The sequence below is a fragment of the Sphingomonas kyeonggiensis genome (genome assembly GCF_030812785.1).
Lineage (GTDB): Bacteria > Pseudomonadota > Alphaproteobacteria > Sphingomonadales > Sphingomonadaceae > Sphingomonas > Sphingomonas kyeonggiensis_B.
This window is the reverse complement of sequence record NZ_JAUSTJ010000002.1, coordinates 634,366-659,277: the sequence shown is the minus strand read 5'-3', so window position 1 is coordinate 659,277 and position 24,912 is coordinate 634,366. Positions and strand designations below refer to the sequence as shown.

Sequence of the window (24,912 nt, the reverse complement as noted above, 5' to 3'; positions counted from 1 at the left end):
TCCCCTATGGGGAGAGGGTCGGGAGAGGGGCAATATCCCTCGCCGGCGGGCAGCCTAGTCCTCGATCAGCCCGCCGTCCGGCCGCAGCACCTTGGCCAGCACGAAGCCGAAGCCGATCTGCCAGGGCACATAGATCTTGAGCAGCTGGAGCCAGTTGCCCGGGAAGCCCTGATTGCCTGCACCGGTCGTCATGTAGAGATAGACGACCAGCGCGCCGAGGCCCGCCAGCATCGCCGTGCCGAACACGGCGAAGATCGCCGTCGCCAGCCCGTGCCGGCCCAGCCCGCTGCCCAGCACGAACAGCAGCCCGAGGCCTGCGCCTACCGCGCCGCCGACAAGGCCCGGCAGCATCGGCGTGGCGGCCGCGTTGACCTGGCTCGCCAGCTGGGCCGCCACCCAGTGTGCGAAGGTGAGGCCGACGATCAGCACTGCGACCTTCATCGCCAGCTTGTGGCTCCGCCCTGCCCAGACCAGGGGCAAGGTAAGAAGCGGGGTAAGCCATACCGCCCCGTTGGCGACATTCGCCAGGGTGAGCACGCACAACCCAGCAATGAAGAGCAGGTGGCCGAGGACCAGCCACTTGAAAGCCGTGCCCGCGGCGGAATCGAGGGCAAGATTGAACGACGAGTGATACTCGCGGGGATCTTCGTCCGCGAGGATTGCAGCATCAGACATAGGACGACTCCTTTATCCGGCTAATACAGCGAAGGTGCGCCTCAACTTGAGTCGCGTCAACAAAAGTCGATCTTGCAGCGCAGCGTAGATCGCGCGACATTCCAGCGCGTTGGAGCCTGCATTTCGGGGGGAAGCATGGCGGACGAAACGCTCTGGAATACCGACCTCGCACCGACGGGCCCGGAGCAGCGCAGCTGGGCCTGGTACCACTATGCCGCGCTGTGGATCGGGATGATCGTCGCGGTGCCCGCCTGGATGCTCGCCGCGGGGCTGGTCGAGCAGGGCATGTCGGCCGGACAGGCTGCGCTCACCGTGCTGCTCGGCAACCTCGTCGTCCTGGTGCCGATGCTGCTGATCGGCCATGCCGGCGCCCGCCACGGCATTCCCTATGCGGTGCTGGTCCGCGCCTCGTTCGGCACCACCGGCGCGCGGCTTCCCGCCCTCGCCCGCGCGCTGGTCGCCTGTGGCTGGTACGGCATCCAGACCTGGATCGGCGGCGAGGCGCTGCTCACCCTGCTCGGCGTGCTGCTGAAGACCGACCTGCGCGGCACGCCCCTGCCCCTGCTCGGCATCGGGATCGGCCAGCTGGCCGCCTTCCTCGCCTTCTGGTCGCTCCAGCTCTTCTTCGTCCGCAAGGGGCTGCTGACCATCCGCCGGCTCGAGACCTGGACCGCGCCGGTCAAGATCCTGGTCTGCATCGCGCTGGTCTGGTGGGCGGTGCAGACGGCAGGCGGGTTCGGCCCGATCTTCAACGCCCCCTCGGCCTTCGTGCCCGGCGGCGCCCGGGAGGGTCAGTTCTGGGTGGTGTTCTGGCCCGCGCTCACCGCGATGATCGGCTATTGGGCGACGCTCGCGCTCAACATCCCCGACTTCACCCGCTTCGCCCGCTCGCAGCGCGACCAGGTGATCGGCCAGTCGATCGGTCTGCCGCCGATGATGGGGCTGATCGCGCTGGCCAGCGTCATCACCACCAGCGCCACCGTGGTGATCTATGGCGAGGCGATCTGGGACCCGGTCGCGCTGTCCGGCCGGTTCGAGGGGCCGCTGGTGCTGCTTGGACTGGTCGTGATCAGCGTCGACACCATTTCGTGCAACATCGCCGCGAACCTGGTTTCCGCCTCCTACGACTTCTCCTCGGTCGCGCCGAAGCGGATCAGCTACCGCACCGGCGGGATGATCACCGCCACCATCGCGATCCTGATGATGCCCTGGAAACTGCTTGCCTCGACCGGCGGGTACATCTTCGTCTGGCTCGCCGGCTATTCGGCGCTGCTCGGCCCGATCGCCGGCATATTGATCGCCGACTATTGGCTGATCCGCCGCACCCGGCTGCAGGTCGCGGACCTCTACCGGACGGACGGCGCCTATCGCTATCGCTCGGGCTGGAACCCGGCGGCGCTGATCGCCTTCGCGGCCGGCGTGCTGCCCAATCTGCCGGGCTTCCTCGCCACCGCCGCGCCCTCGGCCTTTTCCGTCGGGCCGATCTGGGCGGCGATCTATAGCTGGGCCTGGTTCGTCGGCCTGGCCATCGCGCTCATCGTCTACACCGGGCTGATGCGCCTCAAGCCCCAGGCCTTCGCCCTAGCCGCATGAGCCAGGCGAGGAAGAACGCCAGGCACGCCTGCCAGGGCAAATGCACGCACTCCAGCCAGAAGAGGAAGCGCGCCGACCGGAGGGGATATTCGAGCGCGTTGGTGAGGAGCAGCCCCTGCGCCATGCCCATCGCGCCGAGAAGGGTGAGCGCGGCGATGCCGAGCAGGATGATCGCGCGGCTGCCGGCACCCAGCGGGGCCAAGCGCAGCGGCACGAGCAGCATCAGCGCCAGCGTCCCGCCCGCAAGGCCGCCCACCGCACCGGTGCCGAGATCGCGCAGATAGGCCTGGGGATCGGGCTCGAGCGGGAAGCTCAGCATCGCATGCCGCCAGGCGAGATAATTGGCCGCGACATGCGCGACCGGCAACGCCGCCTCGAAATAGACCAGCCGCTGTGCCCATCCGCGCTGGCGTATGCTGGCAAACAGGTACGGCAGCCCGAACAGGGGCGTCAGATAGAGGCTGGGCCCGATCACCGGTGCCAGCACGTCCTTGGGATCGGGATAGAGCAGGACCGCGATCGCCAGCGCGATCGCATAGAGGACCGCGCCGATCAGCAGCCAGACGAACGCATGCCGGAAGCGGACATTGCGGCGTCGCGCCTGCCGGACGGCGAGTTCGTCGGTTCTGTTCAGCCCCCGCCGCATGGGGGCATGATGGCAGAGGAATACGGCGGAACAAGCGCCAGACAGAAAGGCGTGCCCCCTTTCCGTCATCCCGGCGAAAGCCGGGATCTCAGGCGATGGCGCGGGAAGGAACCGCACGAGATCCCGGCTTTCGCCGGGATGACGGTTTGCTCTAAACGGAAAGGCCCTCCCCGCTTCCGGGAAGGGCCTTCCAAAATGCTATCGGTAAAGCCCGAGCCTCAGCCCGCCTTTTCCTTCTTGGCATAGACGCGGACCGGGTCCTTCGAGCCGGCGACCACGTCCTTGTCGACTACGACCTCGTCCACCCCGTCCATCGACGGGAGGTCGAACATCGTATCCAGCAGGATGCCCTCCAGGATCGAGCGGAGGCCACGCGCGCCGGTCTTGCGCTCGATCGCCTTCTTCGAGACGGCGGTGAGCGCGTCATCGTTGAAGCCGAGCTTCACGCCCTCCATGTCGAACAGCTTCTGATACTGCTTGACCAGCGCGTTCTTCGGCTCGGTGAGAATCTTCACCAGCGCCTCGACATCGAGGTCCTCGAGCGTCGCGATGACCGGCAGGCGGCCGACGAACTCGGGGATCAGGCCGAACTTGAGGAGATCCTCCGGCTCGACCTGCTTCAACGTCTCGCCCGTGCGGCGCTCGTCCGGCGCGGCGACATGCGCGCCGAAGCCGATCGACTTGCCCTGCAGGCGATCGCCGATGATCTTCTCGAGGCCCGAGAAGGCGCCGCCGCAGATGAACAGGATGTTGGTCGTGTCCACCTGCAGGAATTCCTGCTGCGGGTGCTTGCGGCCGCCCTGCGGCGGAACCGAAGCGGTCGTGCCTTCCATGAGCTTGAGCAGTGCCTGCTGCACGCCCTCGCCCGACACGTCGCGGGTGATCGACGGGTTCTCGGCCTTGCGGCTGATCTTGTCGATCTCGTCGATGTACACGATGCCGCGCTGCGCCCGCTCGACGTTGTAGTCGGAGGCCTGGAGCAGCTTGAGGATGATGTTCTCCACGTCCTCGCCGACATAGCCGGCTTCGGTCAGCGTGGTCGCGTCCGCCATGGTGAAGGGCACGTCGAGGATGCGCGCGAGCGTCTGGGCGAGCAGGGTCTTGCCGCAGCCGGTCGGGCCGACGAGCAGGATGTTCGACTTGGACAGCTCGACGTCCGCGCCCTTGGCGCCGTGGTTCAGCCGCTTGTAGTGGTTGTGCACCGCCACCGACAGCACGCGCTTTGCGCGCTTCTGGCCGATCACATAGTCATCGAGGACGTCGCAGATTTCCTGCGGCGTCGGAACCCCGCCGTCCTTCTTGCTGACGAGCGCCGACTTGGTCTCTTCCCGAATGATATCGTTGCAGAGCTCGACGCACTCGTCGCAGATGAACACGGTCGGGCCCGCGATGAGCTTGCGCACTTCGTGCTGCGACTTGCCGCAGAACGAACAATAGAGCGTGCTCTTCGAGTCACCGCCGCTGAGCTTGGTCATTCACTTCCATCCTTCGTGCGTCGCGCGCACGTTACGCCACCCGCCATCCTACACGCGGGCGATATTCCGGCAAACCGGAATCTGGCTATTACGCCAGACTCCTTAAATAGGTCCTGCCGATCAGGCTGCAGCAGCCTCGCCGTCGGTCGGAACCGGCCGCTTTTCATAGACTTCATCGACCACGCCGAACGCCTTGGCTTCGTCGGCCTCGAAGAAGCTGTCGCGGTCCATGACCTGCTCGATTCGATCGAGCGGCTGGCCCGTATACTTCGCATAGAGATCGTTCATCCGCTTGCGGATGCGCAGGATCTCCTTGGCCTGGATCTCGATGTCCGACGCCATGCCCTGCGCGCCGCCCGAGGGCTGGTGGAGCATGATGCGGGCATTGGTGAGCGCCACGCGCAGGCCCGGCTCACCGGCGGCGAGCAGGAACGAGCCCATCGAGGCGGCCTGGCCGATGCAGACCGTGCCGACGCGCGGACGGATATACTGCATGGTGTCGTGGATCGCCATGCCGGCGGTCACCACGCCACCCGGCGAGTTGATGTACATCCAGATATCCTTCTTCGGGTTCTCGGACTCGAGGAAGAGCAGCTGGGCGGTGATCAGCGAGGCCATATGGTCTTCGACCGGGCCGGTCACGAACACGATTCGCTCGCGCAGCAGGCGCGAATAGATGTCGAAGCTGCGCTCGCCGCGGCTCGACTGTTCGATCACGATGGGCACGAGGCCGCCGGTGACGGGATCAATGGTCATCTGATCGGAAAGCGGATGCATGGGTGAAAATCTCGTTATGTCTGTTTTGCCCAGGCCAACATCGGCGCTTGACGTTCGGAGTTCAAGCCTTGGTTATGGTTAGCCTCGACAAGGGGTTTTGCGGGAGGGCGTCATCGCCGGGGACGAATCGGGGCAGTTGTTGAAGGCGACGCAGAGGGTGGCGGTGCGGCTGGTGCTGGCCGGGCTGATCCTGCGCATCGCCTGGCTCGCCCTGGTGGGGGCTCTGGTCCACCCACTCCAGCTCGGCGAGGCGAGCCAGGCAGCCGCGGCGCTGGCCCGCACCGGCACCCTTGCCGATGCCTTCGGTCCCGGCACCGGCCCGACCGCGCATCTGATGCCGGTGGTCGTGGTGATCGTAGGCGCGGTGCAGCGCGTGTTCGGCGCGGATTCGGCGCTCGGCAACCTGCTGCTGAGCCTGTGGACGCTCACCCAGCTCGCGGCGATCTGGCTGCTCGCCCGCGCCCTGTTCGCCGGCGCGGGATGGAATCGCGCCGCGCTGATCGGCGGGCTGGCGCTGCTCTGCCTGATCCCTGCCCATATCTCGCAGGAGGCCGCCGACTTCCGCGTCTGGGAAGGCGGGCTCGCCACCCTGCTTGCCCTCACCAATCTCTGGCTGATCGTCACGCTCGACCGGCGGGCGTCGATCGAGTGGCAGCCGCTGCTGCTCGGTGCGGCGCTGTCGGCTGCCACCTTCTTCGTCAGCCCCACCACCGGGCTGGCGGTGGATGCCTGCTGGGCCTGGCTGGCGCTGCGCCGTCTGCCCTCCCGCCAGGTCGTCGCCTTCGCCGCCACCGCCGCGGCGGCGCTCGCCCTGGTCCTCGCCCCCTGGGTGCTCCGCAATGCCCAGGTGATGGGAAAGCCGATCCTGCTGCGCGACAATTTCGGGCTGGAGACCGCACTCGCCAATTACCCCGGCGCGCTGGACCCCGCGGATCCGCATGCCGAATCCCAAGCGCGGATGCGGGCGATACATCCCTATCAGAATCCAGAGGCACTCTCCCGGCTCCGCGCAGCGGGCGGCGAGGTCGCCTATGCGCAGGGGCTGGGCCGCGAGGCCTGGGCATGGATCCGCACGCACCCGCTCGACTTCGCCCGGCTGGCGCTGCGCCACTATCGCCAATTCTACTTCCCCGATCGCTGGCAGGGTGCGCTGACCAACTGGCAGGCCTTCCCGACGCTCCGTATCGAGGCGATCCGTGCCATTGCGGCGCTCGGCCTGCTCGGCCTGCTGATCGGCCTGGTCCAGCGGCGGCGCCATTACGGGCTGCTCGCGCTCTACATCGCGCTGGCCGGCCTGCCCTATGCACTCGTCCTGCCGATCCCGCGCTATGCCTATGTCGTCTGGCCGCTGCTCGCCTTCCTGGCCGCACGGCTGCTGGCCGACGCCTTCGCGGCCTTGCGGGTGCAACAACGCCGCCGCATGATGACGCAATGACGACGCACACGGTCCTGGTCACCGGCGGCTCCGGCTTCGTGGGCAGCCATGTCATCCTCCAGCTGCTGGCGGCGGGGCACGACGTGCGCACCACCGTCCGCAGCCTCGCCCGCGAGCCCCAGGTGCGCGCCACGCTGGAGAGGGCCGACGCCGACACCAGCCGGCTACACTTCTTCGCCGCCGATCTGGAGAAGGACGAGGGCTGGGCCGAGGCGGTGGCCGGCTGCGACTATGTCCAGCACGTCGCCTCCCCCTTCCCCCAGAGCCAGCCCGAGGACGAGCAGGAGCTGATCCGCCCGGCGATGAACGGCACGCTGCGCGTCCTGCGCGCCGCGCGCGATGCCGGGGTGAAGCGCGTCGTCCTCACCTCCAGCTTCGCGGCGATCGGCTATGGCCATGGCCAGCGCCACAGCGACTATACCGAGGCCGACTGGACCGATGTGAACGGCCCGGCCGTGCAACCCTACATGAAGTCCAAGACGCTGGCCGAGCGTGCCGCCTGGGACTTCGTCGCGGCGGAGGGCAACGGCATGGAGCTGGCGGTGATCAACCCGGTCGGCATCTTCGGCCCGGCGCTCAACGACGATCTCTCCACCTCGATCTGGCTGGTCAAGTCGATGATCGAGGGCAAAATGCCCGGCCTGCCCGACCTGTGGTTCGGCGTGGTCGATGTCCGCGACGTGGCCAGCCTGCAGGTCGACGCGATGACGCATGGGAAGGCAGCCGGCGAGCGCTTCCTCGCCGTGGCGGGCAAGGCGATGTCGATCCCCGAGATGGCGGACGTGCTGCGCACCGGCCTCGGGCCCGCCGGTGCCCGGATCACCCGCCGTCGCGTACCGAGCTGGGCCGTGCGAATCATGGCGCTGTTCAACCCGATGGCACGCGAGGCGGCGCCGCGGCTCGGCATCCGCTCCAGCGCCAGCAACGCCAAGGCGCGCGAGCTGCTCGACTGGCAGCCGCGCAGCAACGAGGAGGCGATCCTCGCCACCGCGCACAGCCTGATCGATCTCGGACTGATCGAAGCACGCGGCTGAGCGCTTTCGCATCGACCTTTGGGCGGCCGCTCTCTACAGCGGGGGCGAACTCCGCGCGGATGCGAACCTTGAGCAGCCAACCCACTCCCGAAGAACCCATGCGCCTCCTGCTAGTGGAGGATGACGAGCCGCTGCGCCGCCTGCTCGGCGAGCAACTGAAGCAACTTGGCTACGAGGTCCAGTCGGTCGGCGACGGGCGCGCCGCGATCGCCGCGGTCGGCGGCGATCCGTTCGACATCGTCATCCTCGACCGGATGCTTCCCTTTGTCGATGGCGTCGACGTGCTGCGCTGGCTGCGCGAGCAGGAAGTGATGACCCCGGTGATCCTGCTGACCGCGCTCGGCCGCCTGCCCGAGCGGGTCGAAGGGCTCGAGGCGGGTGCCGACGACTATGTAGTCAAGCCGTTCGAGATCGACGAGCTGCACGCCCGTATCCGCGCCCTGCTCCGCCGCCGTCAGGCAAGCAGCGCCGACAGCGCCACGGTGAGCGCCGGCGACGTAACGGTGAGCGTCGCCCGCCACCGCGTCACCCGCGCCGGCCAGCCGGTCGAGATGCACAAGACCGAGATCCGACTGCTCGCCGAGCTGGTCCGCGAGGCGGGCACGGTGCTCAGCCGGCCGCTGCTGCTCGAGCGCGTCTGGGGCTATGATTTCGTCCCCACCACCAACATCGTCGATGCCTATATCCGCCGCCTGCGCCAGCGGCTCGAACTGCCTGGCCTGCCCGATCCGATCGTGACCGTGCGCGGGGTCGGCTACATGTTCCGCGTCTGAGCCATGGCGCCGCTGCGCTCGCTCCGGGCGATCGCATTCGCCTTCCTCACCGCCATCGCGTTGGCGACGGTGCTCACCTGCCTCGCCGTCTATCTGGCACTGCTGGCCACGATCGACCGCCAGATCGACAAGCGGCTGCACGGCGAGGCAGCCGAGCTCCTCGCCGACGGTCCGGACCAGACCCTGCTCATGCAGCGGATCATGGAGGAGACGCGACGGCGCGACAGCGGCGATATCGGCTTCCTGCTGACCGACCGGAACGGCAGGCACCTGGCCGGCAACATGACGCCGGCGCACGGCTTTCCCCCCGGCCTTTCGACGATCGACCAAAGCGCCGGGATCCCCGGGCTCACCCGCGGCAGGGCGCTGGTCCACGCCCTGCCCGAGGGCATGACGCTGGCGCTGGCCGCGGAAAGCGAGCCGATCGACGATCATGATGCGCAGCGCCTGCTGATCCTCGCTTCGGGCTTCGGCGCGATCTTGCTCCTCGTCGGCCTCGGTATCTTCGCGCTCAGCCTGGCGATCCGCCGCAACATCGAAGCGGTGCGCAGCGCGGCGGAGGCGATCGTCGACGGAGACCTGCGCGCCCGCGTGCCGGTCGAGGGTGCGGGCACCGCGTTCGGGCGCCAGGCCCAGGCCTTCAACCATATGCTCGACCGGATCGAGGCGCTGATGACCAGCCTCTCGCAGATCTCGAACGACGTCGCGCACGATCTTCGCACTCCGCTCGCCCGCCTGCACGGCCAGCTCTCCCGCCTCGCCGCCGAACCCACTGCCGATGCGCTGCGTCCGCAGGTCGAGGAAGCGCTGGCGCAGAGCGAGGAGATATTGGCGATGTTCGCCGCGATCCTGCGCATCACCGAAGTCGAGGGCGGCGATCGCCGGGCGATGTTCCGCCGGCTCGACCTGAGCGGCGTTGCCCAGAATGCCGCCGAAGCGATCGAGGCCCTGGCCGACGACAAGGCCCAGGCGCTGCGCCTCGGCCCCTGGGAAGCCGCCCCGATCGACGGCGACGAGCGGCTGCTCACCCAGCTCGTGGTCAACCTCGTCGAGAATGCGGTCAACCACACCCCCGCCGGCTCGACCATCACGGTCTCGGTGGCGCGCGACGGCGATGCCGCGGTGCTGACGGTGGCGGACAATGGCCCGGGCATCGCACCGGACGAGCAGGCGCGAGCGCTGCTCCGCTTCGGCCGGCTCGAAGCCAGCCGCAACCGGCCCGGCCACGGGCTCGGCCTGCCCCTGGTCCAGGCGATCACCGCGCTGCATCGCGGGACACTGGAGCTGGCGAACGCCGCACCGGGACTGGCCGTCCGCATCAGACTGCCGCTGGCGCACTGACCCGGCCTTCTACCTCTTCTTTCCCCGGCGAAGGCCGGGGGCCAGCCTTGAAAGTCACGCGCCTTGGCGCGTCTTCGCCGCGCACGCCTAGCCTGGGCCCCGGCCTTCGCCGGGGAAAAACATGGACCCGGAAGCGCCACCAAAAACGAAACGGCCCGGATGTCGCCATCCGGGCCGCTCGCATTTCCCTTCGAACCAGGCGTCAGAACTTGACGCTGGCTTCCGCGCCGAAGGTGCGGGGCGGGTTGAAGTTGGCATAGTCGCCCAGGATGCCGCCATAGGCAGTCGACACCAGCGCGCCATTGGCACCGTAGTTGGAAACCGGCGACGAGTTCGCGTTCGACCGGCGGTAGATATAAGTGTTGTCGAGCAGGTTGCGCGCCCACAGCGACAGCGTCACCGAGCTCGTGTCGTTCATCTTGATGTCCGCCAGCGCGATGCGGCCGTTCACCACGAAGCTCGCATCGGTCTTGGTCGGCTCGAGCTGGAAGCTGTACTGGCTGCTCGCATAGTTGCCGTCGAGGTGCAGGCGCACGTTCGCACCGCCCGCCAGGGTGAGCGGCAGCACATAGTCGATCGCGCCCGAAGCGGCGTTCTTCGGCGTGTAGACGATGTAGAGCTGCTGCGGTGCGCCGCCGGTGATCGGGTTCACCGCCGCCGGTGCCTTCCAATAGGTATAGGCATAGGAGGCCGACAGCGTGAGTGCCGAGGTCGGCTTCACCGTCAGATCCGCTTCGATGCCGCGGATCTTGGTGTCACCGGCATTCTGGGTCTGCTCGATATGGCTGCCCTGGGTCGGGCTGCCGCCGGCAGTGTCGAACAGGTCGAAGTCGAACTGCGTGTTCTTGCGGTTCATGATGTAACCGGCAAGGTTCAGGCGGGCGTGGTGATCGAAGAAGTCCATCTTCGCACCGATTTCATACGACTTCACCGACTCCGGACCGAAGGCGTTGAACTGCTGCGAACGGTCGTTCGCACCACCGGCGCGGAAGCCGGTCGAGTATTTGGCGTAGAAGTGGATGTCCTGGCTCGCGTCGAACGCGATGTTGAGCATCGGATCGAAGCGGCTGATGCTGTTCTCGAACTGGAACGGCACGAAGCCCGGCTGGAAGGTGCTGACGCCACCGACCGTGATGTAGTTGTTGTTCACCACGAACAGGCTGCCGTGGCGCTTGTCCTTGGTGAAGCGGCCGCCGGCGGTGAGGTGCAGGCCAGTGCCTTCCGGCGAGAAGGTCAGGTTACCGAACGCCGAATAGTTGTGATCCCAGGCTTCGCTGGCGCGGGTAATGAACTGGCAGCTGTTGGCGAACTGCGGAACCGTGGTCGCCAGCAGGTTGTTGCACGAAGCCGCATAGGGCTGATAGCTCGAATTGTTGCCCGAGTTCACCGTGCCGACGAAGATCGGGCTGCGGATCGTGTAGGCGGTGCCGTCCGCGTTCCACTGGTTGCTCAGCGGGGTCGCGGCATATTCGCTCGCATGCTCGGTGTAGTAATAGGCGCCGACGACGAAATCGAACTGATCGAAGCTGCCGACTGCCTGGAATTCCTGGCTGAACTGGTGCTGGTCGAGGAACGACAGGCTGTAGCGGCTGAAGAAGCCGTTGGTGCCGTTGGTGTTCGGCGCGAAGCTGCTGCGCTCCGGGCCGCCCGAATTGTCCCACTGGTCGGTGCTGACGCCGCGCCATGCGGTGATCGAGCGCAGCTCGATGTTCGGCGAGACCTTGTACTTCAGGTTCGAGGTGAAGCCGTGGGTGATGTCGACGCTGGGCTGCTGCGGCACACCGACATCGGCAACCGTCTGGCGGTCCGGATGCACGCCGACGATCGGCGCGCGCGGCGCGATGCAGACCGGAGTGGTGGCGCCGACGGCAATGGTGCCGCCGCAAGCGATGGCGACGCCGGTGGTGCTCGGCAGATACAGCTGGGTGCCGACAACGCCGGTAGCCGGGTTGGTATAGGTGCCGACGGCGTAGCCGTTCGGGTTGTAGTTGATCAGCTGGCTGTACTGCGGGGTGTTGTCGTCCTTGGCATAGTCATAGGAGAAGTCCGCGGTCAGGCCGTCGACCGGGGTCCAGCGCGCAGCGACGCGGCCGCCCTTGCGGTCGTAATAGTTCCAGCCCGTCGAGCCCGCGAGCGGGTCCTTCACGGTCGGATCCTGGTGCTGGTACACGCCGTCGAACTTCAGCGCGATGTTCGCAAAGGCCGGCAGGTCGAGATGCGCCTCTGCGCTGCGGCTGCCATAGTTGCCGACGCCAGCGGTGACGCGGCCGTCGAACACGCCGGTCGGCGCCTTGGTGACCAGCGAGAGCGCGCCGCCTTCGGTGTTGCGGCCGAACAGCGTGCCCTGCGGGCCCTTCAGCACTTCGATGCGCTCGATGTCGAACAGCGCGGCGTTGAGGCCCTGGGTCTTACCGAGCGCGACGCCGTCGATATAGACGCCCACGCCCGCATCGCGCGCCGTCTGGTTCTGGTCATAGGGAACGATGCCGCGGATGCCGATGGTCAGCGCCGACTGGCGCGCCTCGAAGGTCGCGACGCGCAGCGACGGCACCGAACCGTCGGCGAGGTTGAACAGGCTCTGGACGTGACGATCTTGCAGGTTCTCGGTGTTCAGCACCGAGATCGAGATCGGGGTTTCCTGCAGGTTGGTCTCGCGCCGCTGCGCCGTGACGACGATCTCGGTCAGGCCGCCCTGGTCATTGTCGGAAGCCGGGGCAACGGTGGACGTCGCCGCCTGGTCCTGCGCCAGCGCGGGCGTCGCAGACAGAGCGAGCAGCGTCGTGCCCGCGAGCAGCGACAGACGGAAGCGGGAGAGATTTGGCATTTGGGGTATCCCTGAAGCTCAGGTTTATTCCTGATCGGGGCCGCCCCTACGCATTGTTGTTGGCACTATTGTTACGCTCGCAGTAGCGCTACAGTAATGTCTGCTTCATTTTCGTTTCATGTGGCAATATTCAAAAGTAATTCTGCAGTTAACTTCGAAATACCACCGCCGGAAAATTATAAATCTCCTCAGCCGAAATTGATCCAAATTCGGAATGACTGGAACTTACGCGCAACCTCATCCGATAAAGCAAGCCCCATCGGATCCGCTTACACCCGCCTACCTTGGAATGGATTATTTGAGCGGTCCGGGCTGGGCCAGATAGGCAAGCCGCCGCACCTCGCGCCGCCCGCGCACCACCGTGTCGAGGATCAACCCGGTGAACAGGTTGAGGAAGGCAAGGATCATCAGCCCGGTCGCCAGGATCGCGGTCGGGAAACGCGGCACCAGCCCGGTCTCGAACCAGGTGACCGCCAGCGGGATGCTCATCCCGATCGCCAGCAGGGCGAAGACCGCGGCGATCCAGCCGAAGAACAGCATCGGCCGCTCGATCCGGTAGAGCACCGCGATCGTCTTCAGGATGCGCCAGCCGTCGCGATAGGTGTTGAGCTTCGATTCGGAGCCCTCGAGCCGGGCGAAATAGCGGGTCTCGACTTCCCCGACCGGCATCTTGAGCTCGAGCGCATGGACGCTGATCTCGGTTTCGATCTCGAACCCGGCGGAAAGCACCGGAAAGCTCTTCACGAAGCGGCGCGAGAAGACGCGGTAGCCCGAGAAGATGTCGGTGAAGCTGCGTCCGAACAGGCTGGCGAGGATGCCGGTCATCATTCGGTTGCCGAGGACATGGCCGCGGCGATAGGCCTCCGCCGCCTCGTGCACGCGGGTGCCGACGATCATGTCGAGCCCCTCCTCCGCCACCCGCGCGACCATCGCCGGCGCCGAGGTCGCGTCATAGGTCGCGTCGCCGTCGGCCATCACATAGATGTCGGCCTCGATATCGGCGAACATCCGGCGGACGACATTGCCCTTGCCCTGCATCCGCTCGCTGCGGACCACGGCGCCGGCCGCGCGGGCGACTTCGATCGTACGGTCGCGGCTGTTGTTGTCATAGACATAGATGGTCGCGTCCGGCAGCGCGGCGCGGAAGGCGGCAATCGTCTGCGCGATCGCGGCTTCTTCATTGTAGCAGGGCAGGAGAACGGCGACTTTGGGCATGGTCATGCGCCAGCCATAGGGCCGAAACGGCTGCGTTTCGACTATTTTGTCTTTGCGCCTACGCATCTTGCTGACAGACCCTCCCCTTAAAAGGGGGGAAAGATGGAACCACGCAATCTCAAGCTCTTGACGTACGTCGTGATCACGATGGTCGTGATCGACGCGCTAGGCGTTCCCGCGATCGCCATGCTGGTACAGCTGGCGCCCGCGTTCTTCACGACCGCGGTATCGCCGATTGCCAACGAAATCGATGCCGGCACCCAGATATTCAAGCTCGCGACAATGGTCCTCTTCGCCTGGTGGATCGTCCGCGCGGGCAGCAACCTCGTCGCAATGGGCTATGAAGACCTGTCCTTCTCGCCCGCCTCACGCGTCTGGTGGTTCGCCATACCTTTCGCCAATCTTGTCCAGCCCTATCTCGGCATGCGCGAGCTGTGGAACGCGAGTCACGGCAAAGAACAATATGACGAGACGGTGCCGCTCATCGCGATCTGGTGGGGGCTGTGGCTGGCCAATGGCTTCCTGGCCCTAGTCCTGAACATCATGATCGGTGCCGGGGAAATGACTGCGCTCTGGATACAGGGGGGTATCGATCTGGCTCTCGCCTTTGTCGTAATCCAGTTGCTGCGTGGCATCTCCCATGCCCAGGCGGCGCTGCGTGGGCCGCAGCTCAGCGAAGTCTTCGCCTGACCTCACACAAAGCAAAGGCCCCCGCTCCACAAGGAGCGAGGGCCTGAACTTTTCCCGAAGGAGAAAGCCTTAGTCGGCCTTCTTCTTCGCCGGCGCCTTCTTGGCGGGCTTGGCTTCGGCCTCGCCCTCGGCGTCGTCCGCCTTCTTGGCGGCGGCCTTCTTGGCAGCAGGCTTCTTGGCCGGCTCGGCCTCGGCTTCCGCGGCGGGCTCGGCATCGGCCTTCTTGGCCTTGGCCGGCTTCTTCTCGGCCTTGGCCTCGCCGTCCTCAGCCTTCTTCGACTTGCGCGGCTTGTGGTTGTCGTGATCGTGCGTGTGCGTGCCGGTTTCGAATCCGTCATCGCTCTCGATCGCAGCTTCCAGCTCTTCGCGGGTCACTTCGCGATCCGAAATCTCGGCCTTGTCGAACAGGAAATCGACCACCTTGTCCTCGAACAGCGGCGCGCGCAGCTGGGCGGCGGCCATCGGCTCGTTGCGGACATACTGGTAGAAGCGCTCGCGATCGTTCGGGCTGTACTGGGCAGCGGCCTGGGCGATCAGCTGGTTCATCTCGTTCGAGCTGACCTCGACGCCATTGGCGGTGCCGATCTCCGAAAGGAGCAGGCCCAGGCGCACGCGGCGCTCGGCGATCTTCACATAGTCTTCGCGCTCGGCGTCCAGCTCGGCCTTGGCAGCGGCCGGATCGGCCTCATGCTCGGCTTCGTGCTGGAGCTGGTGCCAGATCTGGTCGAACTCGGCTTCGACCATCGAGGGCGGAACCTCGAAGTCATGGCCGGCGGCCAACTGGTCGAGCAGCTTGCGCTTCATATAGGTGCGGGTCAGGCCGTTGAGCTGCTGCTCGAGCTGGCCCTTGAGCAGGCCGGTGAGCTGCTCGAGGCTCTGCAGGCCCAGCGTCTTGGCGAAGTCGTCGTTGATCTCGGTCTCGCCGGCGGTCTTCACCGCGGTGATCTTGAGCGCGAACTGCGCCGGCTTGTCGGCCAGGTCGGCAACGCCGTAATCGGCCGGGAAGGTGACGTCGATCGTCTTCTCGTCGCCGGTCTTCACGCCGACGAGCTGGTCCTCGAAGCCCGGGATCAGGCGGCCGGTACCGATCTCGACCGACATGCCCTCGCCGGTGCCGCCGTCAAAGGCGACGCCGTCGACGGTGCCGACGAAGTCCATCGTCACCTGGTCACCCTCGGCGGCCTTGTGCTTGGCCGGTGCATCGGTCCAGGCCTTCTGCTGGCCGGCGAGCTGCTTGAGCTGGGTGTTGACCTCGTCGTCGCTGACCGGAACGGTCAGGCGCTCGAGCTTCAGGCCGTCGATCGACGGAGTCGGAACCTCGGGGAGCACTTCCAGCTCGACCTTGATCTCGGCGTCGCCACCCGGCGCATATTCGCCTTCCAGGCTCACCGACGGCGACACGGCCGGGCGCAGCTTGTGGTCGGCGATCAGCTTCTGCACGCCTTCCTGGATCGAGTTGTTGAGCGCGTCCTGCGCGATCGCATCGCCGTGCATCTTGCGGACCAGATTGGCCGGCACCTTGCCCGGGCGGAAGCCCGGCATGCGCACTTGCGGGGCGACCCGCTTGACCTCGGCATCGACCTTCTTGTCGATGTCCTTGGCAGTGATCTTGAGCGTGTAGGCGCGCTTCAGGCCCTCGTTCAACGTCTCGACAGTCTGCATTTTTCTCAGGCTTCCAAACTTCAAGAAAAGGAATTGGCAGGCGTCCGGTGACGCGGGAAACGAGCGGCGATGCTGGTGCGGGCGAAGGGACTCGAACCCCCACACCTTTCGATACCAGAACCTAAATCTGGCGCGTCTACCAGTTCCGCCACGCCCGCACAGGGCACCGCCGGTCGGCGGGCTCTATAGCAGTCGGGTGCTTCATCGCAAGGGCGCAAGAAACTTCATCGCAACACGAAGCGTTGGTCAGGCGAAACAAGGAGACTGATCGTGCCCGTTGAGCCGCCCGTACAGCCGACCGTGCCGCCCGCCGAGCTACCGCCGGCGCCGCAGCCCGGCCAGCCGACGAGCCCGCCCCCCGAGCTCGATCCGCCCGCCCCGGACATCGACGTGCCCGCGCCCCAGCCGGCCACGCCGAGCGTCCCGGCGCCGGGTCAGCCCATCGCGTGACAAGGAGAAGAGAGGATGAACGACGACAACCGTGAAGACCCGCGCTCCGATCTCCAGCAGATCGTCGAAGCGCGCGCCGATGCCGTCAAGCGCGGCGAAGGCGGCAGCGGCCATTCGCCGCTCGAGGACCCAGGCGCCTCGGACGGCGTCGGCGGCACAGCTGGCGACGTGAAGAACCAGGATTCGGACGCGCAGTAACGCCCGGCCGCCCATGATCGACAAACATATGAAAAAGCTCCGGCTGCGCTGCGAAGTCAGTGCGTCGGAGGAAGAGGCGCTGCGCGCCGTGCTCCAGGGTCCGTTCGACCACCAGGCCGAACAGGTGATCGTGCGGCGCGGCGAGCGGCTGAACAGCTCGATCCTGCTGCTCGAGGGCCTGCTCGCGCGGTACAAGGATCTGAGCAACGGCCAGCGCCAGATCACCCACATCCATGTGCCCGGCGATTTCGCCGACCTGCACGGCTATACGCTCGGGTATCTCGATCACAATCTGATCACCCTCACCCCCTGCCGTATCGCCCGCGCGCCGCACACGGGATTGCTGGCAATCACCAACCGCTTCCCGCACCTCACCCGCGCCTTCTGGTTCTCGACCAATCTCGACGCGAGCATCCACCGCGAATGGGAAGTCTCGCTCGGCCGGCGCAACGCCATCGAGCGGGCCGCGCACCTGCTGTGCGAGATCCAGTCGCGGCTGCTCGTGGTCGGGGCGGCGGAGGGCGACAGCTTCCGCCTGCCGATCACCCAGAACCAGTTCGCCGAGTGCCTGGGCCTGACCGGCGTGCACGTGAACCGCGTGCTACGGGAGCTGCGCGAGGCGGGACTCGCCGATTTCCGCGGCGGCCGGGTGACGATCCACGACCGGCCGGGGCTGGAGGCGCTGGCCGAGTTCGACCCGCTCTATCTGTACCTCGATCGCCCGGCGAATTGACGCGGTCGAGCGAACCCTAGGGCTTGACCCGGCGCGCGCTCAGGATCTTCACCGGCGCCGCCGGAATCTCGCCCTTGAAGGTGCCGCTCAGCGTGGCGGTAGGGGAATTGGGCGCGTCGAAGATCTTCACCACCACGTCCTTGCCGTCGACGACATGCGCGAAGGCGGCATAGCCCAGATTGTCGCCCGGCTTGCTCGGATCGGCATCCATCGACGGGGTCTGGTCGCCCAGCATGATGGTGAACTCGCCCTGGGCCGAGCCCGGCTTGTTGCGCGGCTGCGACAGGGTGAAGTCGAGATGCTTGATGCCGGTCTGGGTGGTCGGCTCGTGCTTGATCGGCGGCAGGACCTTGGCCCGCGCGTTCTGCACGCCGAACTGCACGAAGCCGAAATGGTCGATCACCTTCACCACCCGGTAGAAGGTCACGCCGTCGAGCCGCTTCTGGTCGACATAGCGCAGGAAGTTGTTGCCGGTGATCGGCGCATGGACATTGTCCACCTCCACGGTGATCGTCCCCGCCGAGGTGACCAGCGCGACGCGCGGCAGGGCAACGGCGGGAGTCGGCGCGGGTGCGGCGGTCTGGGCGAGCGCGGGCAGCGCGAACAGGCTCGGCACAAGAGCGGCAAACCAGCGCATGCTATTCCTTCTCCCCCTCGGCGGCAGGCGCATCCCCCAGCGCCGCGCTCTCCCGCTTGAGCGGGCGCGAGACCGGGCAGACTTCCTGCACATAGTCGTTCAGCACATTGGCCAGATGCTCGCGCACCAGCCGGTAATGGACATATTGTCCGCGCTTCTCGCTGGTGACCAGCCCCGCATTCTCCAGCACCGCGAGATGCTGCGACACCGCCGGCTTGGAGATGTCGAACCGCGCGGCGATCTCGCCCGCGGTCAGCTCGGCATGGGCGAGATAGGCCAGAATCTTGCGGCGGACCGTGGACGACAGGGCTTCGAAGACGCGTTGCATGAAAAGGTATTTAAGCAATTTCTTCATTGCCCGCCAGTGCAAAGAGAGTAATTAGGTAATTCCTTAACTACCTATGAGTCGCGCCATGAACGATCCGCATGCCGTGAACCACCTGGTCGAGACCCCCGGTGCCGATCCCGTCCGCGGGACGGTGCGCTGGGCCCCTGTGCAATCGCTCTGGAACGGCAGCATGGCGGCGGCGACGCTGATCCTGGGACCCCTCACCTTCTCCCCCGCCGCCCTCGCGCTGTTCCTGGGCACGACCGGGGCCACGCTGCTGCTCGGCCATTCGGTCGGCTATCATCGCCGGCTGATCCACAACAGCTTCGGCTGCCCGCTCTGGCTGGAGCGCGTGCTGGTCTGGTTCGGCGCGCAGGCGGGCCTTAGCGGCCCCTTCGCGATCATCCGCACCCATGACCTGCGCGACTGGGCGCAGCGCCGCGCAGACTGCCACCCCTATCTCAGCCATGCCAACCACTGGGCCAAGGACGCCTGGTGGCAGCTCCATTGCCGGCTGGAGCTCGACAGTCCGCCCCGCTTCGACCTGGGCCGTATCGGCCGCGACCGCTTCTACCGCTTCCTCGAGGCAAGCTGGATGGTGCAGCAGCTGCCGATCGCCGCCCTGCTCTTCTGGGCCGGCGGCTGGAGCTTCGTGGTCTGGGGCGTCTGCGCGCGCATGTTCGCCTGCGTGCACGGCCATTGGCTAGTCGGTCACCTCGCCCATAATCGCGGGCCGCAGAGCTGGATCGTCGCGGACGCCGGCGTCCAGGCGCACGACGTGCCCTGGGCCGGGCTGATCACCATGGGCGAGGCCTGGCACAACAATCACCACGCCTTCCCCGGCTCGGCGAAGATAGGGCTCTATCCGGGCCAGAGCGACCTGGGCTTCGTCCTCATCCGGCTGCTGGAGCGGCTAGGGCTGGCCTGGGACATCCGCACGCCGGGTACCCTGCCCGCACGCGCGAGCCTGCACGCGGTCGAGGCACGTTAGGATAGCGCACGCCCGCCGGCTGAGATGCTTTAACCCGCCAGCGCCTTCTTCAGCAGCTCGTTGACCACCGCCGGATTAGCCTTGCCCGCCATCGCCTTCATCGTCTGGCCGACGAAGAAGCCGAACAGCGCTTCCTTGCCGCCGCGATACTGTTCGAGCTGACCCGGATTCTTGGCCAGGACCTCGGCGATCACCGCTTCGATCGCGCCGGTGTCGCTGGTCTGCTTGAGCCCGCGCTCCTCGACGATCTTGCCCGCGGCATCGCCGGTCTCGAGCATGATCTCGAACACCTGCTTGGCGAGCGGGCCCGACAGCGTGCCGTCGGCCGCCAGCGCGAGCAGCTCGGCGCCCTGCTCCGGGCTTACCGGCGAAGTATCGAGATCCTTGCCCAGGCGGTTGAGCGCGCCGTACAGGTCCGACAGCAGCCAATTGGCCGAGGCGCGGGCGACTTCGTTCTCGCCCTTCTTCTGGATGCGCGCGCCCTCGGCGAGCAACGCCTCGAACCAGCGAGCGGTGTCCGCATCGGCGGTCAGCGTCGCGGCGTTATAGGCAGAGAGCCCCAGCTCCTGCTCGTAGCGACGGCGCTTGGCATCCGGCAGCTCGGGCAGGCTGGCGCGGCATTCCTCGAGGAAGGCATCGTCCAGCTCGAGCGGCAGCAGGTCGGGATCGGGGAAGTAGCGATAGTCGTGCGCATCTTCCTTCGAGCGCATCGACCGGGTCTCGCCCTTGTCCGGATCGAACAGGCGCGTTTCCTGGACGATCTTGCCGCCGGCCTCGAGCACTTCGACCTGGCGCCGCGCCTCGATCTCCACCGTCTGCATGACGAAGCGGACCGAGTTGACGTTCTTGGTCTCGGTGCGGGTGCCGAACTCGGCGCCCGGCTTGCGGACCGAGACGTTCACGTCGGCGCGCATCGAGCCCTGGTCCATGTTGCCGTCGCACGAACCGACATAGCGCAGGATCGCGCGCAGCTTGCTCAGATAGGCCCCGGCCTCCTGCGGCGAGCGCATGTCGGGCTTCGACACGATCTCCATCAGCGCCACGCCGGCACGGTTGAGATCGACATAGGAGCGCGTCGGATGCTGGTCGTGCATCAGCTTGCCGGCGTCCTGCTCGACATGGATGCGCTCGATGCCGATCGTCTTGACGTTGGCTTCGGGATCCTTGTCGTCCAGGCTGATGTCGATCTGCCCCTCGCCCACCAGCGGGTGGAAGAGCTGGCTGATCTGATAGCCCTGCGGCAAATCGGCGTAGAAATAGTTCTTGCGGTCGAAGCGCGACCATTTGTTGATCACCGCGCCGATCGCCATGCCGGTGCGCACCGCCTGGCGGATGCACTCCTGGTTCGGCGTGGGCAGCATGCCCGGCATCGCCGCGTCGATCAGGCTAACCTGGCTGTTCGGCTCCGCGCCGAACGCCGTGGCCGCGCCCGAGAAGAGCTTGGCATTGGAAGTGACCTGGGCATGGACTTCGAGGCCGATCACGACCTCCCATTCGCCGGTTTCGCCCTGGATGCGGTAGGTGGACTCGGTCATTTTGCTTCTTCTCAAGCTTAGCGCGGCCTCAGCATCGCTGCGACTGCACTCCAAAATCGATGATCGTCCGGGTCTTCCTTCGCACCGGCTTCTTCCGAAAGCCGCTGCGCATAGCGGTAAGCCCCATCGCCATGACGCACCTCCAATTCGTGCGCCTTCCGGCCAACCTCGATATGATCGACGCCGGCCTTCTCAATCACCACCATTGCTCCGGCCGCGCCGCGAAGCCCGCGCGCTGCTCGATCGCCAAGCCGGCATTGAGCACGCCCTGCTCATCGAGCGGACGCCCGATGATCTGCAGGCCGAGCGGCAGGCCGCCCGCGTCCAGCCCCGCAGGCACGCTCATCGCCGGCAGGCCGGCTAGGCTGGCGGGCACGGTGAACACGTCGTTGAGGTACATCGCCAGCGGATCGGCCGACTTCTCGCCCAGCGCAAATGCCGAGGACGGCGCGGTCGGGGTCAGCAGCAGGTCGCACATCGAGAAGGCATTCTCGAAATCCTGCGCGATCAGCGTGCGCACCTTCTGCGCCTTGGTGAAATAGGCATCGTAGAAGCCCGCCGACAGCACATAGGTGCCGATCAGGATGCGGCGCTGCACTTCGGGACCGAAGCCCGCCGCGCGCGTCGCCGCATACATGTCCTGCAGGTTCTGTCCGTCGGCCAGCTCACGCAGGCCATAACGCACGCCGTCATAGCGGGCGAGGTTCGACGAAGCCTCGGCCGGCGCGATGATGTAATAGGTCGGCAGCGCATATTTGGTGTGCGGCAGCGACACCTCGATCACCTCGGCGCCGGCGTCCTTCACCCAGGCGATGCCCGCTTCCCACAGCTTGGCGATCTCGGTCGGCGTGCCGTCGATCAGATACTCGGCCGGGATGCCGATCTTCTTGCCGGTCAGATCGCCCGAAAGCGCCTCTTCCCAATTCGGCACCGGCAGGTTGAGCGAGGTCGAGTCCTTCGGGTCGAAACCCGCCATGTTCTCGAGCAGGATCGCGCAGTCGCGCACGTCGCGCGCCATCGGCCCGGCCTGGTCGAGGCTCGAGGCGAAGGCGACGATGCCGTAGCGCGAGCAGCGGCCATAGGTCGGCTTGATGCCGGCGATGCCGGTGAAGGCCGCGGGCTGGCGGATCGAGCCGCCGGTGTCGGTGCCGGTGGCACCCGGCACCAGCCGCGCCGAGATCGCCGACGAACTGCCGCCCGACGAGCCGCCCGGCGCCAGCGGGGCATTGTCGCCGCCACCGCGCCGCCAGGGCGAGATCACATTGCCGAAGTACGACGTCTCGTTCGAGGAGCCCATCGCGAACTGGTCGAGGTTGAGCTTGCCGAGCATGCCGGCACCGGCGTCCCACAGCTTCTGCGAGACGGTCGATTCATAGACCGGCTTGAAGCCCTCCAGCATGTGGCTGGCGGCGGTGGTCTGCACGCCCTTGGTGGCGAACAGGTCCTTCATGCCCAGCGGCACGCCCGAAAGCGGCTTGAGCGGCTCGCCCTTGGCGATCGCCTCGTCCGCGGCCTTGGCGGCGGCAAGCGCATGCTCGGGAGTCTCGACGATGAAGGCGTTGAGCGCCTTGCCCTGGCTCACCTTGACGATGAACGCATCGGCCACTTCGCGCGCGGAGAACTTGCCCGTGCGGATGCCGTCGCGCAGCTCGGCGACGCCCAGTTCGGTGATGTCGCTCATTCGACCACCTTCGGCACGGTGAAGAACCCGTGCTCGCCCTGCGGCGCGTTCTGCAGCACGGCGTCGCGCTGGTTGCCCTCGGTCACCACGTCCTCGCGGAGGCGCAGCTTGTTGGGGATCACGGCGGTCATCGGCTCGACCGACGAGGTATCGACCTCGCCGAGCTGCTCGATCCAGCCCAGGATGTTGTTGAGCTCGGGCGCGAGACGCTCGGCATCGGCATCGCTGATCGCGATGCGGGCCAGGCTCGCCACCTTCTTCACGGTTGCGGTATCGACGGACATGGGAGGCGCCTAACAGGGGCGCCTCCCGCCTTCAAGCACCGGTTACTTGAAAGGCCGTCCCTGTGGCTTGTCGCCGATGAACACCTGCCGCATCTCGACCTTGCGCACGGTGACGCCGTTGCCGGTGATCGCTGCATATTCCCGCTCCAGAAGCGCACGTTCCTGGTCGGCCGGCATATTCCTGGGCGATTCCTTTACCTCGGGATTGGTCGGGTCAGGCAAATCGTCCACGTCCTTCCAGCCGTCCGCCGTCAGCAGATAGATATGGACCCTCATCGCGCACTTGTTCGTGGGATCGTTCTGCCTTTCGGGCGGCAGCTTGGCGCAGCCATCGTCGATCACCGTCGCCGTTTTCGCGTCGTGCAGATAGACGCGGCAGAGATGATCTAACTCGCACGCCCTTTCGCGGAGCACGATCGTCTTCAGTCCATCGGGCAGCGCCGTACCGCCCGGGCGCACCTCATAGCCGCCGGCGAACGGTTTCTGCTGCTCGCGCAGTTCCAGCGTATAGGGACTTTCAGCCTTCTCGGTTTCCGCCGCCTTCGCCCGGATCGCGGCGTTGACCGAGCGCTTGAGCCGCGCCAGCGCCTCCCGGCCCGGCTTGCCGAACTCGAAGGCAAGTGCGGGCCAGTCGAACTTGTCCGGGGCGATCTTCCCCGATTCGAGCCGCGCGACCTGATCGGCAGTCGAGATCGCGTTGAAGCTGATCAGTGGCGTCGCCAGCACGAAGCCCAACGCACAGACCAGGGAGGCCAGCGCCAGATTGGCTGGGCGCACCAGTCGCGTCCAGCCGAGCCGCCGCAACGCCAGCGTCGCGAAATAGATGAGGCCCCAGCACAGCGCGACGCCGACGAAGACGACGCCCCAGAGCCGCTCCGGCGTATAGCCATATTGGCCGATTCGCAGCCCGGTCGCCACCGCGGCCAGCACCGCCAGCGGCAGGATCACGGCGGCCAGCACCATTGCGCTGTAACGGAGCAGCGGATTGCGGCGCTCGTCCGCATCTTCCCGGCCGATCACCACATTGGCGAGGATCAGCGCACCCGCCGCGCAGGCAAGCAGTAGCGGAGTGGTCTCAGAGGTCGCGTCCCACAATGCCTGCACGCCGGTGAAGGGCAGCGCGATCAGGAAAAGGCCGAGCCCGATCGCCAGAACCGGCGCGAGCACCGCGAGCACGATCGCCACCACGCGCTGAAGCGTCCGTACCACCGCGTCATGCTCGCGCAGCAATCCCAGCGCTGCGCCGAACGCCAGTCCGGTCATCGCGCGGGCGAACCAGTCCTTGGCCAGCAGCTGCTGGACGAAGTCGATCTTGATCAGATGGAACAGGCTGGCGAGCAGGATCGCCATCAACCAGACCAGGCCCACGAACGCCCAGCTCGCGCACCACAGCACGACATTGGCCCAGACATGGTCATGCACGCCGATATAGGAAGGACGTAGCGCCCCCTCGTCGCGCGCGGCCTGGAAAAGCGGCGCGGCGATCGTGATCGCGAGCGCCAGGCTCATCGTCCGCCAGCCCTCGACCGATCCCCAGCCTCCCGGCGTGCCATTGCCCAGCGTGACGAGGAATCCGACAATGCCCATCACGCCGCCGAACAGCAGGGCGGTCCACCATAGCCGCCGCTCGATCGTGAAGCCGATCAGCACCGCGGCAAGGGTGATGCCCAGGGTCAGCCCCGCCCGGATCACGCCCAGGCCGTTGTAATAGATCTGGGCCCTGCCCAGGATCAGGTGGACGACGATCCCCGTCGCCAGCCCCAGGCCGGCGAGCAGCAGCGGGCGCCAGGTCCAGCGCACCGCCTCGCCCGACGGCGCGGTTTCGGTTTCGTCCATGAAAATCTCCCCTCGCCGGCGATGCTCTCGCATCGGGCACGGGCGGTAAAGTGGATTTCCGGTGCAGAAGGCCGGAAGCGCAATCGCGGTTGCATCCGG

General features: G+C 66.6%; 24 protein-coding genes and 1 tRNA gene. 10 read left to right on the top strand and 15 right to left on the bottom strand.

The window, feature by feature from the left end:
• Positions 1–54: 54 nt before the first annotated feature.
• Positions 55–675: a hypothetical protein gene (locus J2W22_RS12525; RefSeq protein ID WP_307118584.1), complete on the bottom strand. Its 621-nt coding sequence runs from the start codon at positions 673–675 to the stop codon at positions 55–57.
• Positions 676–810: 135 nt separating this feature from the next.
• Here J2W22_RS12525 and J2W22_RS12520 point away from each other — a divergent pair, with 135 nt between their 5' ends.
• Positions 811–2,268 (top strand): NCS1 family nucleobase:cation symporter-1, encoded by a 1,458-nt coding sequence (locus J2W22_RS12520; RefSeq protein WP_307118583.1) that lies wholly within the window; start codon positions 811–813, stop codon positions 2,266–2,268.
• On the opposite strand, the gene J2W22_RS12515 is transcribed toward J2W22_RS12520, so the two are convergent.
• From J2W22_RS12515 to J2W22_RS12505, 3 genes are all read right to left on the bottom strand, one after another.
• Positions 2,237–2,914, bottom strand: a complete 678-nt coding sequence (locus J2W22_RS12515; RefSeq protein ID WP_307118582.1) for a hypothetical protein — start codon at positions 2,912–2,914, stop codon at positions 2,237–2,239. The genes J2W22_RS12520 and J2W22_RS12515 overlap by 32 nt on opposite strands.
• Positions 2,915–3,132: 218 nt before the next feature.
• Positions 3,133–4,389 carry an ATP-dependent Clp protease ATP-binding subunit ClpX gene (clpX, locus tag J2W22_RS12510; protein WP_307118581.1) on the bottom strand — a complete coding sequence of 419 codons (1,257 nt, stop codon included), beginning with the start codon at positions 4,387–4,389 and terminating at the stop codon, positions 3,133–3,135.
• Between the two features lie 120 nt (positions 4,390–4,509).
• Complete coding sequence (locus tag J2W22_RS12505; protein WP_307118580.1) at positions 4,510–5,166, bottom strand: ATP-dependent Clp protease proteolytic subunit; 657 nt, start codon at positions 5,164–5,166, stop codon at positions 4,510–4,512.
• Between the two features lie 139 nt (positions 5,167–5,305).
• Between J2W22_RS12505 and J2W22_RS12500 the strand changes: the two genes are divergently transcribed.
• The 4 genes from J2W22_RS12500 (at position 5,306) to J2W22_RS12485 (ending at position 9,749) form a co-directional block, all read left to right on the top strand.
• Positions 5,306–6,601, top strand: coding sequence for a hypothetical protein (locus J2W22_RS12500; protein ID WP_307118579.1), 1,296 nt, complete (start codon positions 5,306–5,308; stop codon positions 6,599–6,601).
• The gene (locus J2W22_RS12495) at positions 6,598–7,635 is read left to right on the top strand and encodes an SDR family oxidoreductase (protein ID WP_307118578.1); all 1,038 of its coding nucleotides are present in this window, start codon (positions 6,598–6,600) and stop codon (positions 7,633–7,635) included. Before J2W22_RS12500 ends, J2W22_RS12495 begins: the two co-directional genes overlap by 4 nt.
• Positions 7,636–7,733: 98 nt before the next feature.
• The gene (locus J2W22_RS12490) at positions 7,734–8,408 is read left to right on the top strand and encodes a response regulator transcription factor (RefSeq protein ID WP_307118577.1); all 675 of its coding nucleotides are present in this window, start codon (positions 7,734–7,736) and stop codon (positions 8,406–8,408) included.
• A gap of 3 nt (positions 8,409–8,411) precedes the next feature.
• On the top strand, positions 8,412–9,749 hold the full coding sequence (locus J2W22_RS12485) for a sensor histidine kinase (protein WP_307118576.1): 1,338 nt from the start codon (positions 8,412–8,414) through the stop codon (positions 9,747–9,749).
• 202 nt (positions 9,750–9,951) lie between these two features.
• On the opposite strand, the gene J2W22_RS12480 is transcribed toward J2W22_RS12485, so the two are convergent.
• Complete coding sequence (locus J2W22_RS12480; protein WP_307118575.1) at positions 9,952–12,573, bottom strand: TonB-dependent receptor; 2,622 nt, start codon at positions 12,571–12,573, stop codon at positions 9,952–9,954.
• Between the two features lie 294 nt (positions 12,574–12,867).
• On the bottom strand, positions 12,868–13,794 hold the full coding sequence (locus J2W22_RS12475) for a glycosyltransferase family 2 protein (RefSeq protein ID WP_307118574.1): 927 nt from the start codon (positions 13,792–13,794) through the stop codon (positions 12,868–12,870).
• Between the two features lie 96 nt (positions 13,795–13,890).
• Here J2W22_RS12475 and J2W22_RS12470 point away from each other — a divergent pair, with 96 nt between their 5' ends.
• Positions 13,891–14,478: a DUF4328 domain-containing protein gene (locus J2W22_RS12470; RefSeq protein ID WP_307118573.1), complete on the top strand. Its 588-nt coding sequence runs from the start codon at positions 13,891–13,893 to the stop codon at positions 14,476–14,478.
• Positions 14,479–14,547: 69 nt separating this feature from the next.
• Here J2W22_RS12470 and tig read toward each other — a convergent pair whose 3' ends face one another.
• Together tig and J2W22_RS12460 are read right to left on the bottom strand one after the other, a co-directional pair.
• Positions 14,548–16,140: a trigger factor gene (tig, locus tag J2W22_RS12465; protein WP_307118572.1), complete on the bottom strand. Its 1,593-nt coding sequence runs from the start codon at positions 16,138–16,140 to the stop codon at positions 14,548–14,550.
• A gap of 73 nt (positions 16,141–16,213) precedes the next feature.
• Positions 16,214–16,298, bottom strand: a tRNA-Leu gene (locus J2W22_RS12460).
• A gap of 112 nt (positions 16,299–16,410) precedes the next feature.
• Between J2W22_RS12460 and J2W22_RS12455 the strand changes: the two genes are divergently transcribed.
• Genes J2W22_RS12455 through J2W22_RS12445 form a run of 3 tightly spaced genes read left to right on the top strand, consistent with a single transcriptional unit; the run spans position 16,411 to position 17,521 of the window.
• On the top strand, positions 16,411–16,590 hold the full coding sequence (locus J2W22_RS12455) for a hypothetical protein (RefSeq protein ID WP_307118571.1): 180 nt from the start codon (positions 16,411–16,413) through the stop codon (positions 16,588–16,590).
• 15 nt (positions 16,591–16,605) lie between these two features.
• A complete protein-coding gene (locus tag J2W22_RS12450; protein ID WP_307118570.1) occupies positions 16,606–16,788 on the top strand; it encodes a hypothetical protein in 183 nt (60 codons plus the stop codon).
• A 28-nt stretch (positions 16,789–16,816) separates the two neighbouring features.
• On the top strand, positions 16,817–17,521 hold the full coding sequence (locus J2W22_RS12445; RefSeq protein WP_307118569.1) for a Crp/Fnr family transcriptional regulator: 705 nt from the start codon (positions 16,817–16,819) through the stop codon (positions 17,519–17,521).
• Between the two features lie 16 nt (positions 17,522–17,537).
• On the opposite strand, the gene J2W22_RS12440 is transcribed toward J2W22_RS12445, so the two are convergent.
• Both J2W22_RS12440 and J2W22_RS12435 read right to left on the bottom strand, forming a co-directional pair.
• Positions 17,538–18,158: a peptidylprolyl isomerase gene (locus J2W22_RS12440; RefSeq protein ID WP_307118568.1), complete on the bottom strand. Its 621-nt coding sequence runs from the start codon at positions 18,156–18,158 to the stop codon at positions 17,538–17,540.
• Between the two features lies 1 nt (position 18,159).
• Entirely contained in the window at positions 18,160–18,486 is a 327-nt protein-coding gene (locus tag J2W22_RS12435) for a metalloregulator ArsR/SmtB family transcription factor (protein WP_307118567.1), read from the bottom strand.
• Positions 18,487–18,571: 85 nt separating this feature from the next.
• Here J2W22_RS12435 and J2W22_RS12430 point away from each other — a divergent pair, with 85 nt between their 5' ends.
• Positions 18,572–19,477, top strand: a complete 906-nt coding sequence (locus J2W22_RS12430; protein WP_307118566.1) for an acyl-CoA desaturase — start codon at positions 18,572–18,574, stop codon at positions 19,475–19,477.
• A gap of 29 nt (positions 19,478–19,506) precedes the next feature.
• On the opposite strand, the gene gatB is transcribed toward J2W22_RS12430, so the two are convergent.
• From gatB to J2W22_RS12405, 5 genes are read right to left on the bottom strand one after another with little or no spacing between them, the layout of a single operon-like run.
• Positions 19,507–21,012, bottom strand: a complete 1,506-nt coding sequence (gatB, locus tag J2W22_RS12425; protein WP_307118565.1) for an Asp-tRNA(Asn)/Glu-tRNA(Gln) amidotransferase subunit GatB — start codon at positions 21,010–21,012, stop codon at positions 19,507–19,509.
• A gap of 17 nt (positions 21,013–21,029) precedes the next feature.
• Positions 21,030–21,218, bottom strand: coding sequence for a hypothetical protein (locus J2W22_RS12420; protein ID WP_307118564.1), 189 nt, complete (start codon positions 21,216–21,218; stop codon positions 21,030–21,032).
• The gene (gene gatA / locus J2W22_RS12415; protein ID WP_307118563.1) at positions 21,209–22,693 is read right to left on the bottom strand and encodes an Asp-tRNA(Asn)/Glu-tRNA(Gln) amidotransferase subunit GatA; all 1,485 of its coding nucleotides are present in this window, start codon (positions 22,691–22,693) and stop codon (positions 21,209–21,211) included. Before gatA ends, J2W22_RS12420 begins: the two co-directional genes overlap by 10 nt.
• Positions 22,690–22,977 carry an Asp-tRNA(Asn)/Glu-tRNA(Gln) amidotransferase subunit GatC gene (gene gatC, locus J2W22_RS12410; protein ID WP_183994508.1) on the bottom strand — a complete coding sequence of 96 codons (288 nt, stop codon included), beginning with the start codon at positions 22,975–22,977 and terminating at the stop codon, positions 22,690–22,692. Before gatC ends, gatA begins: the two co-directional genes overlap by 4 nt.
• Before the next feature lie 42 nt (positions 22,978–23,019).
• Entirely contained in the window at positions 23,020–24,813 is a 1,794-nt protein-coding gene (locus J2W22_RS12405) for a DUF4153 domain-containing protein (protein WP_307118562.1), read from the bottom strand.
• Between the last annotated feature and the right edge of the window lie 99 nt (positions 24,814–24,912).

What these genes read in the sequence shown, in the direction of transcription:
- J2W22_RS12485 (WP_307118576.1), top strand. Translation starts at nt 8,412, where the DNA reads ATGGCGCCGCTGCGCTCGCTCCGGGCGATCGCATTCGCCTTCCTCACC.
- J2W22_RS12525 (WP_307118584.1), bottom strand. Translation starts at nt 675, where the DNA reads ATGTCTGATGCTGCAATCCTCGCGGACGAAGATCCCCGCGAGTATCAC.
- J2W22_RS12505 (WP_307118580.1), bottom strand. Translation starts at nt 5,166, where the DNA reads ATGCATCCGCTTTCCGATCAGATGACCATTGATCCCGTCACCGGCGGC.
- J2W22_RS12450 (WP_307118570.1), top strand. Translation starts at nt 16,606, where the DNA reads ATGAACGACGACAACCGTGAAGACCCGCGCTCCGATCTCCAGCAGATC.
- J2W22_RS12445 (WP_307118569.1), top strand. Translation starts at nt 16,817, where the DNA reads ATGAAAAAGCTCCGGCTGCGCTGCGAAGTCAGTGCGTCGGAGGAAGAG.
- J2W22_RS12440 (WP_307118568.1), bottom strand. Translation starts at nt 18,158, where the DNA reads ATGCGCTGGTTTGCCGCTCTTGTGCCGAGCCTGTTCGCGCTGCCCGCG.
- J2W22_RS12470 (WP_307118573.1), top strand. Translation starts at nt 13,891, where the DNA reads ATGGAACCACGCAATCTCAAGCTCTTGACGTACGTCGTGATCACGATG.
- gatC (WP_183994508.1), bottom strand. Translation starts at nt 22,977, where the DNA reads ATGTCCGTCGATACCGCAACCGTGAAGAAGGTGGCGAGCCTGGCCCGC.
- tig (WP_307118572.1), bottom strand. Translation starts at nt 16,140, where the DNA reads ATGCAGACTGTCGAGACGTTGAACGAGGGCCTGAAGCGCGCCTACACG.
- J2W22_RS12475 (WP_307118574.1), bottom strand. Translation starts at nt 13,794, where the DNA reads ATGACCATGCCCAAAGTCGCCGTTCTCCTGCCCTGCTACAATGAAGAA.
- J2W22_RS12480 (WP_307118575.1), bottom strand. Translation starts at nt 12,573, where the DNA reads ATGCCAAATCTCTCCCGCTTCCGTCTGTCGCTGCTCGCGGGCACGACG.
- J2W22_RS12490 (WP_307118577.1), top strand. Translation starts at nt 7,734, where the DNA reads ATGCGCCTCCTGCTAGTGGAGGATGACGAGCCGCTGCGCCGCCTGCTC.
- gatA (WP_307118563.1), bottom strand. Translation starts at nt 22,693, where the DNA reads ATGAGCGACATCACCGAACTGGGCGTCGCCGAGCTGCGCGACGGCATC.
- gatB (WP_307118565.1), bottom strand. Translation starts at nt 21,012, where the DNA reads ATGACCGAGTCCACCTACCGCATCCAGGGCGAAACCGGCGAATGGGAG.
- J2W22_RS12520 (WP_307118583.1), top strand. Translation starts at nt 811, where the DNA reads ATGGCGGACGAAACGCTCTGGAATACCGACCTCGCACCGACGGGCCCG.
- J2W22_RS12495 (WP_307118578.1), top strand. Translation starts at nt 6,598, where the DNA reads ATGACGACGCACACGGTCCTGGTCACCGGCGGCTCCGGCTTCGTGGGC.
- J2W22_RS12515 (WP_307118582.1), bottom strand. Translation starts at nt 2,914, where the DNA reads ATGCGGCGGGGGCTGAACAGAACCGACGAACTCGCCGTCCGGCAGGCG.
- J2W22_RS12420 (WP_307118564.1), bottom strand. Translation starts at nt 21,218, where the DNA reads ATGGTGGTGATTGAGAAGGCCGGCGTCGATCATATCGAGGTTGGCCGG.
- J2W22_RS12430 (WP_307118566.1), top strand. Translation starts at nt 18,572, where the DNA reads ATGAACGATCCGCATGCCGTGAACCACCTGGTCGAGACCCCCGGTGCC.
- clpX (WP_307118581.1), bottom strand. Translation starts at nt 4,389, where the DNA reads ATGACCAAGCTCAGCGGCGGTGACTCGAAGAGCACGCTCTATTGTTCG.
- J2W22_RS12435 (WP_307118567.1), bottom strand. Translation starts at nt 18,486, where the DNA reads ATGCAACGCGTCTTCGAAGCCCTGTCGTCCACGGTCCGCCGCAAGATT.
- J2W22_RS12405 (WP_307118562.1), bottom strand. Translation starts at nt 24,813, where the DNA reads ATGGACGAAACCGAAACCGCGCCGTCGGGCGAGGCGGTGCGCTGGACC.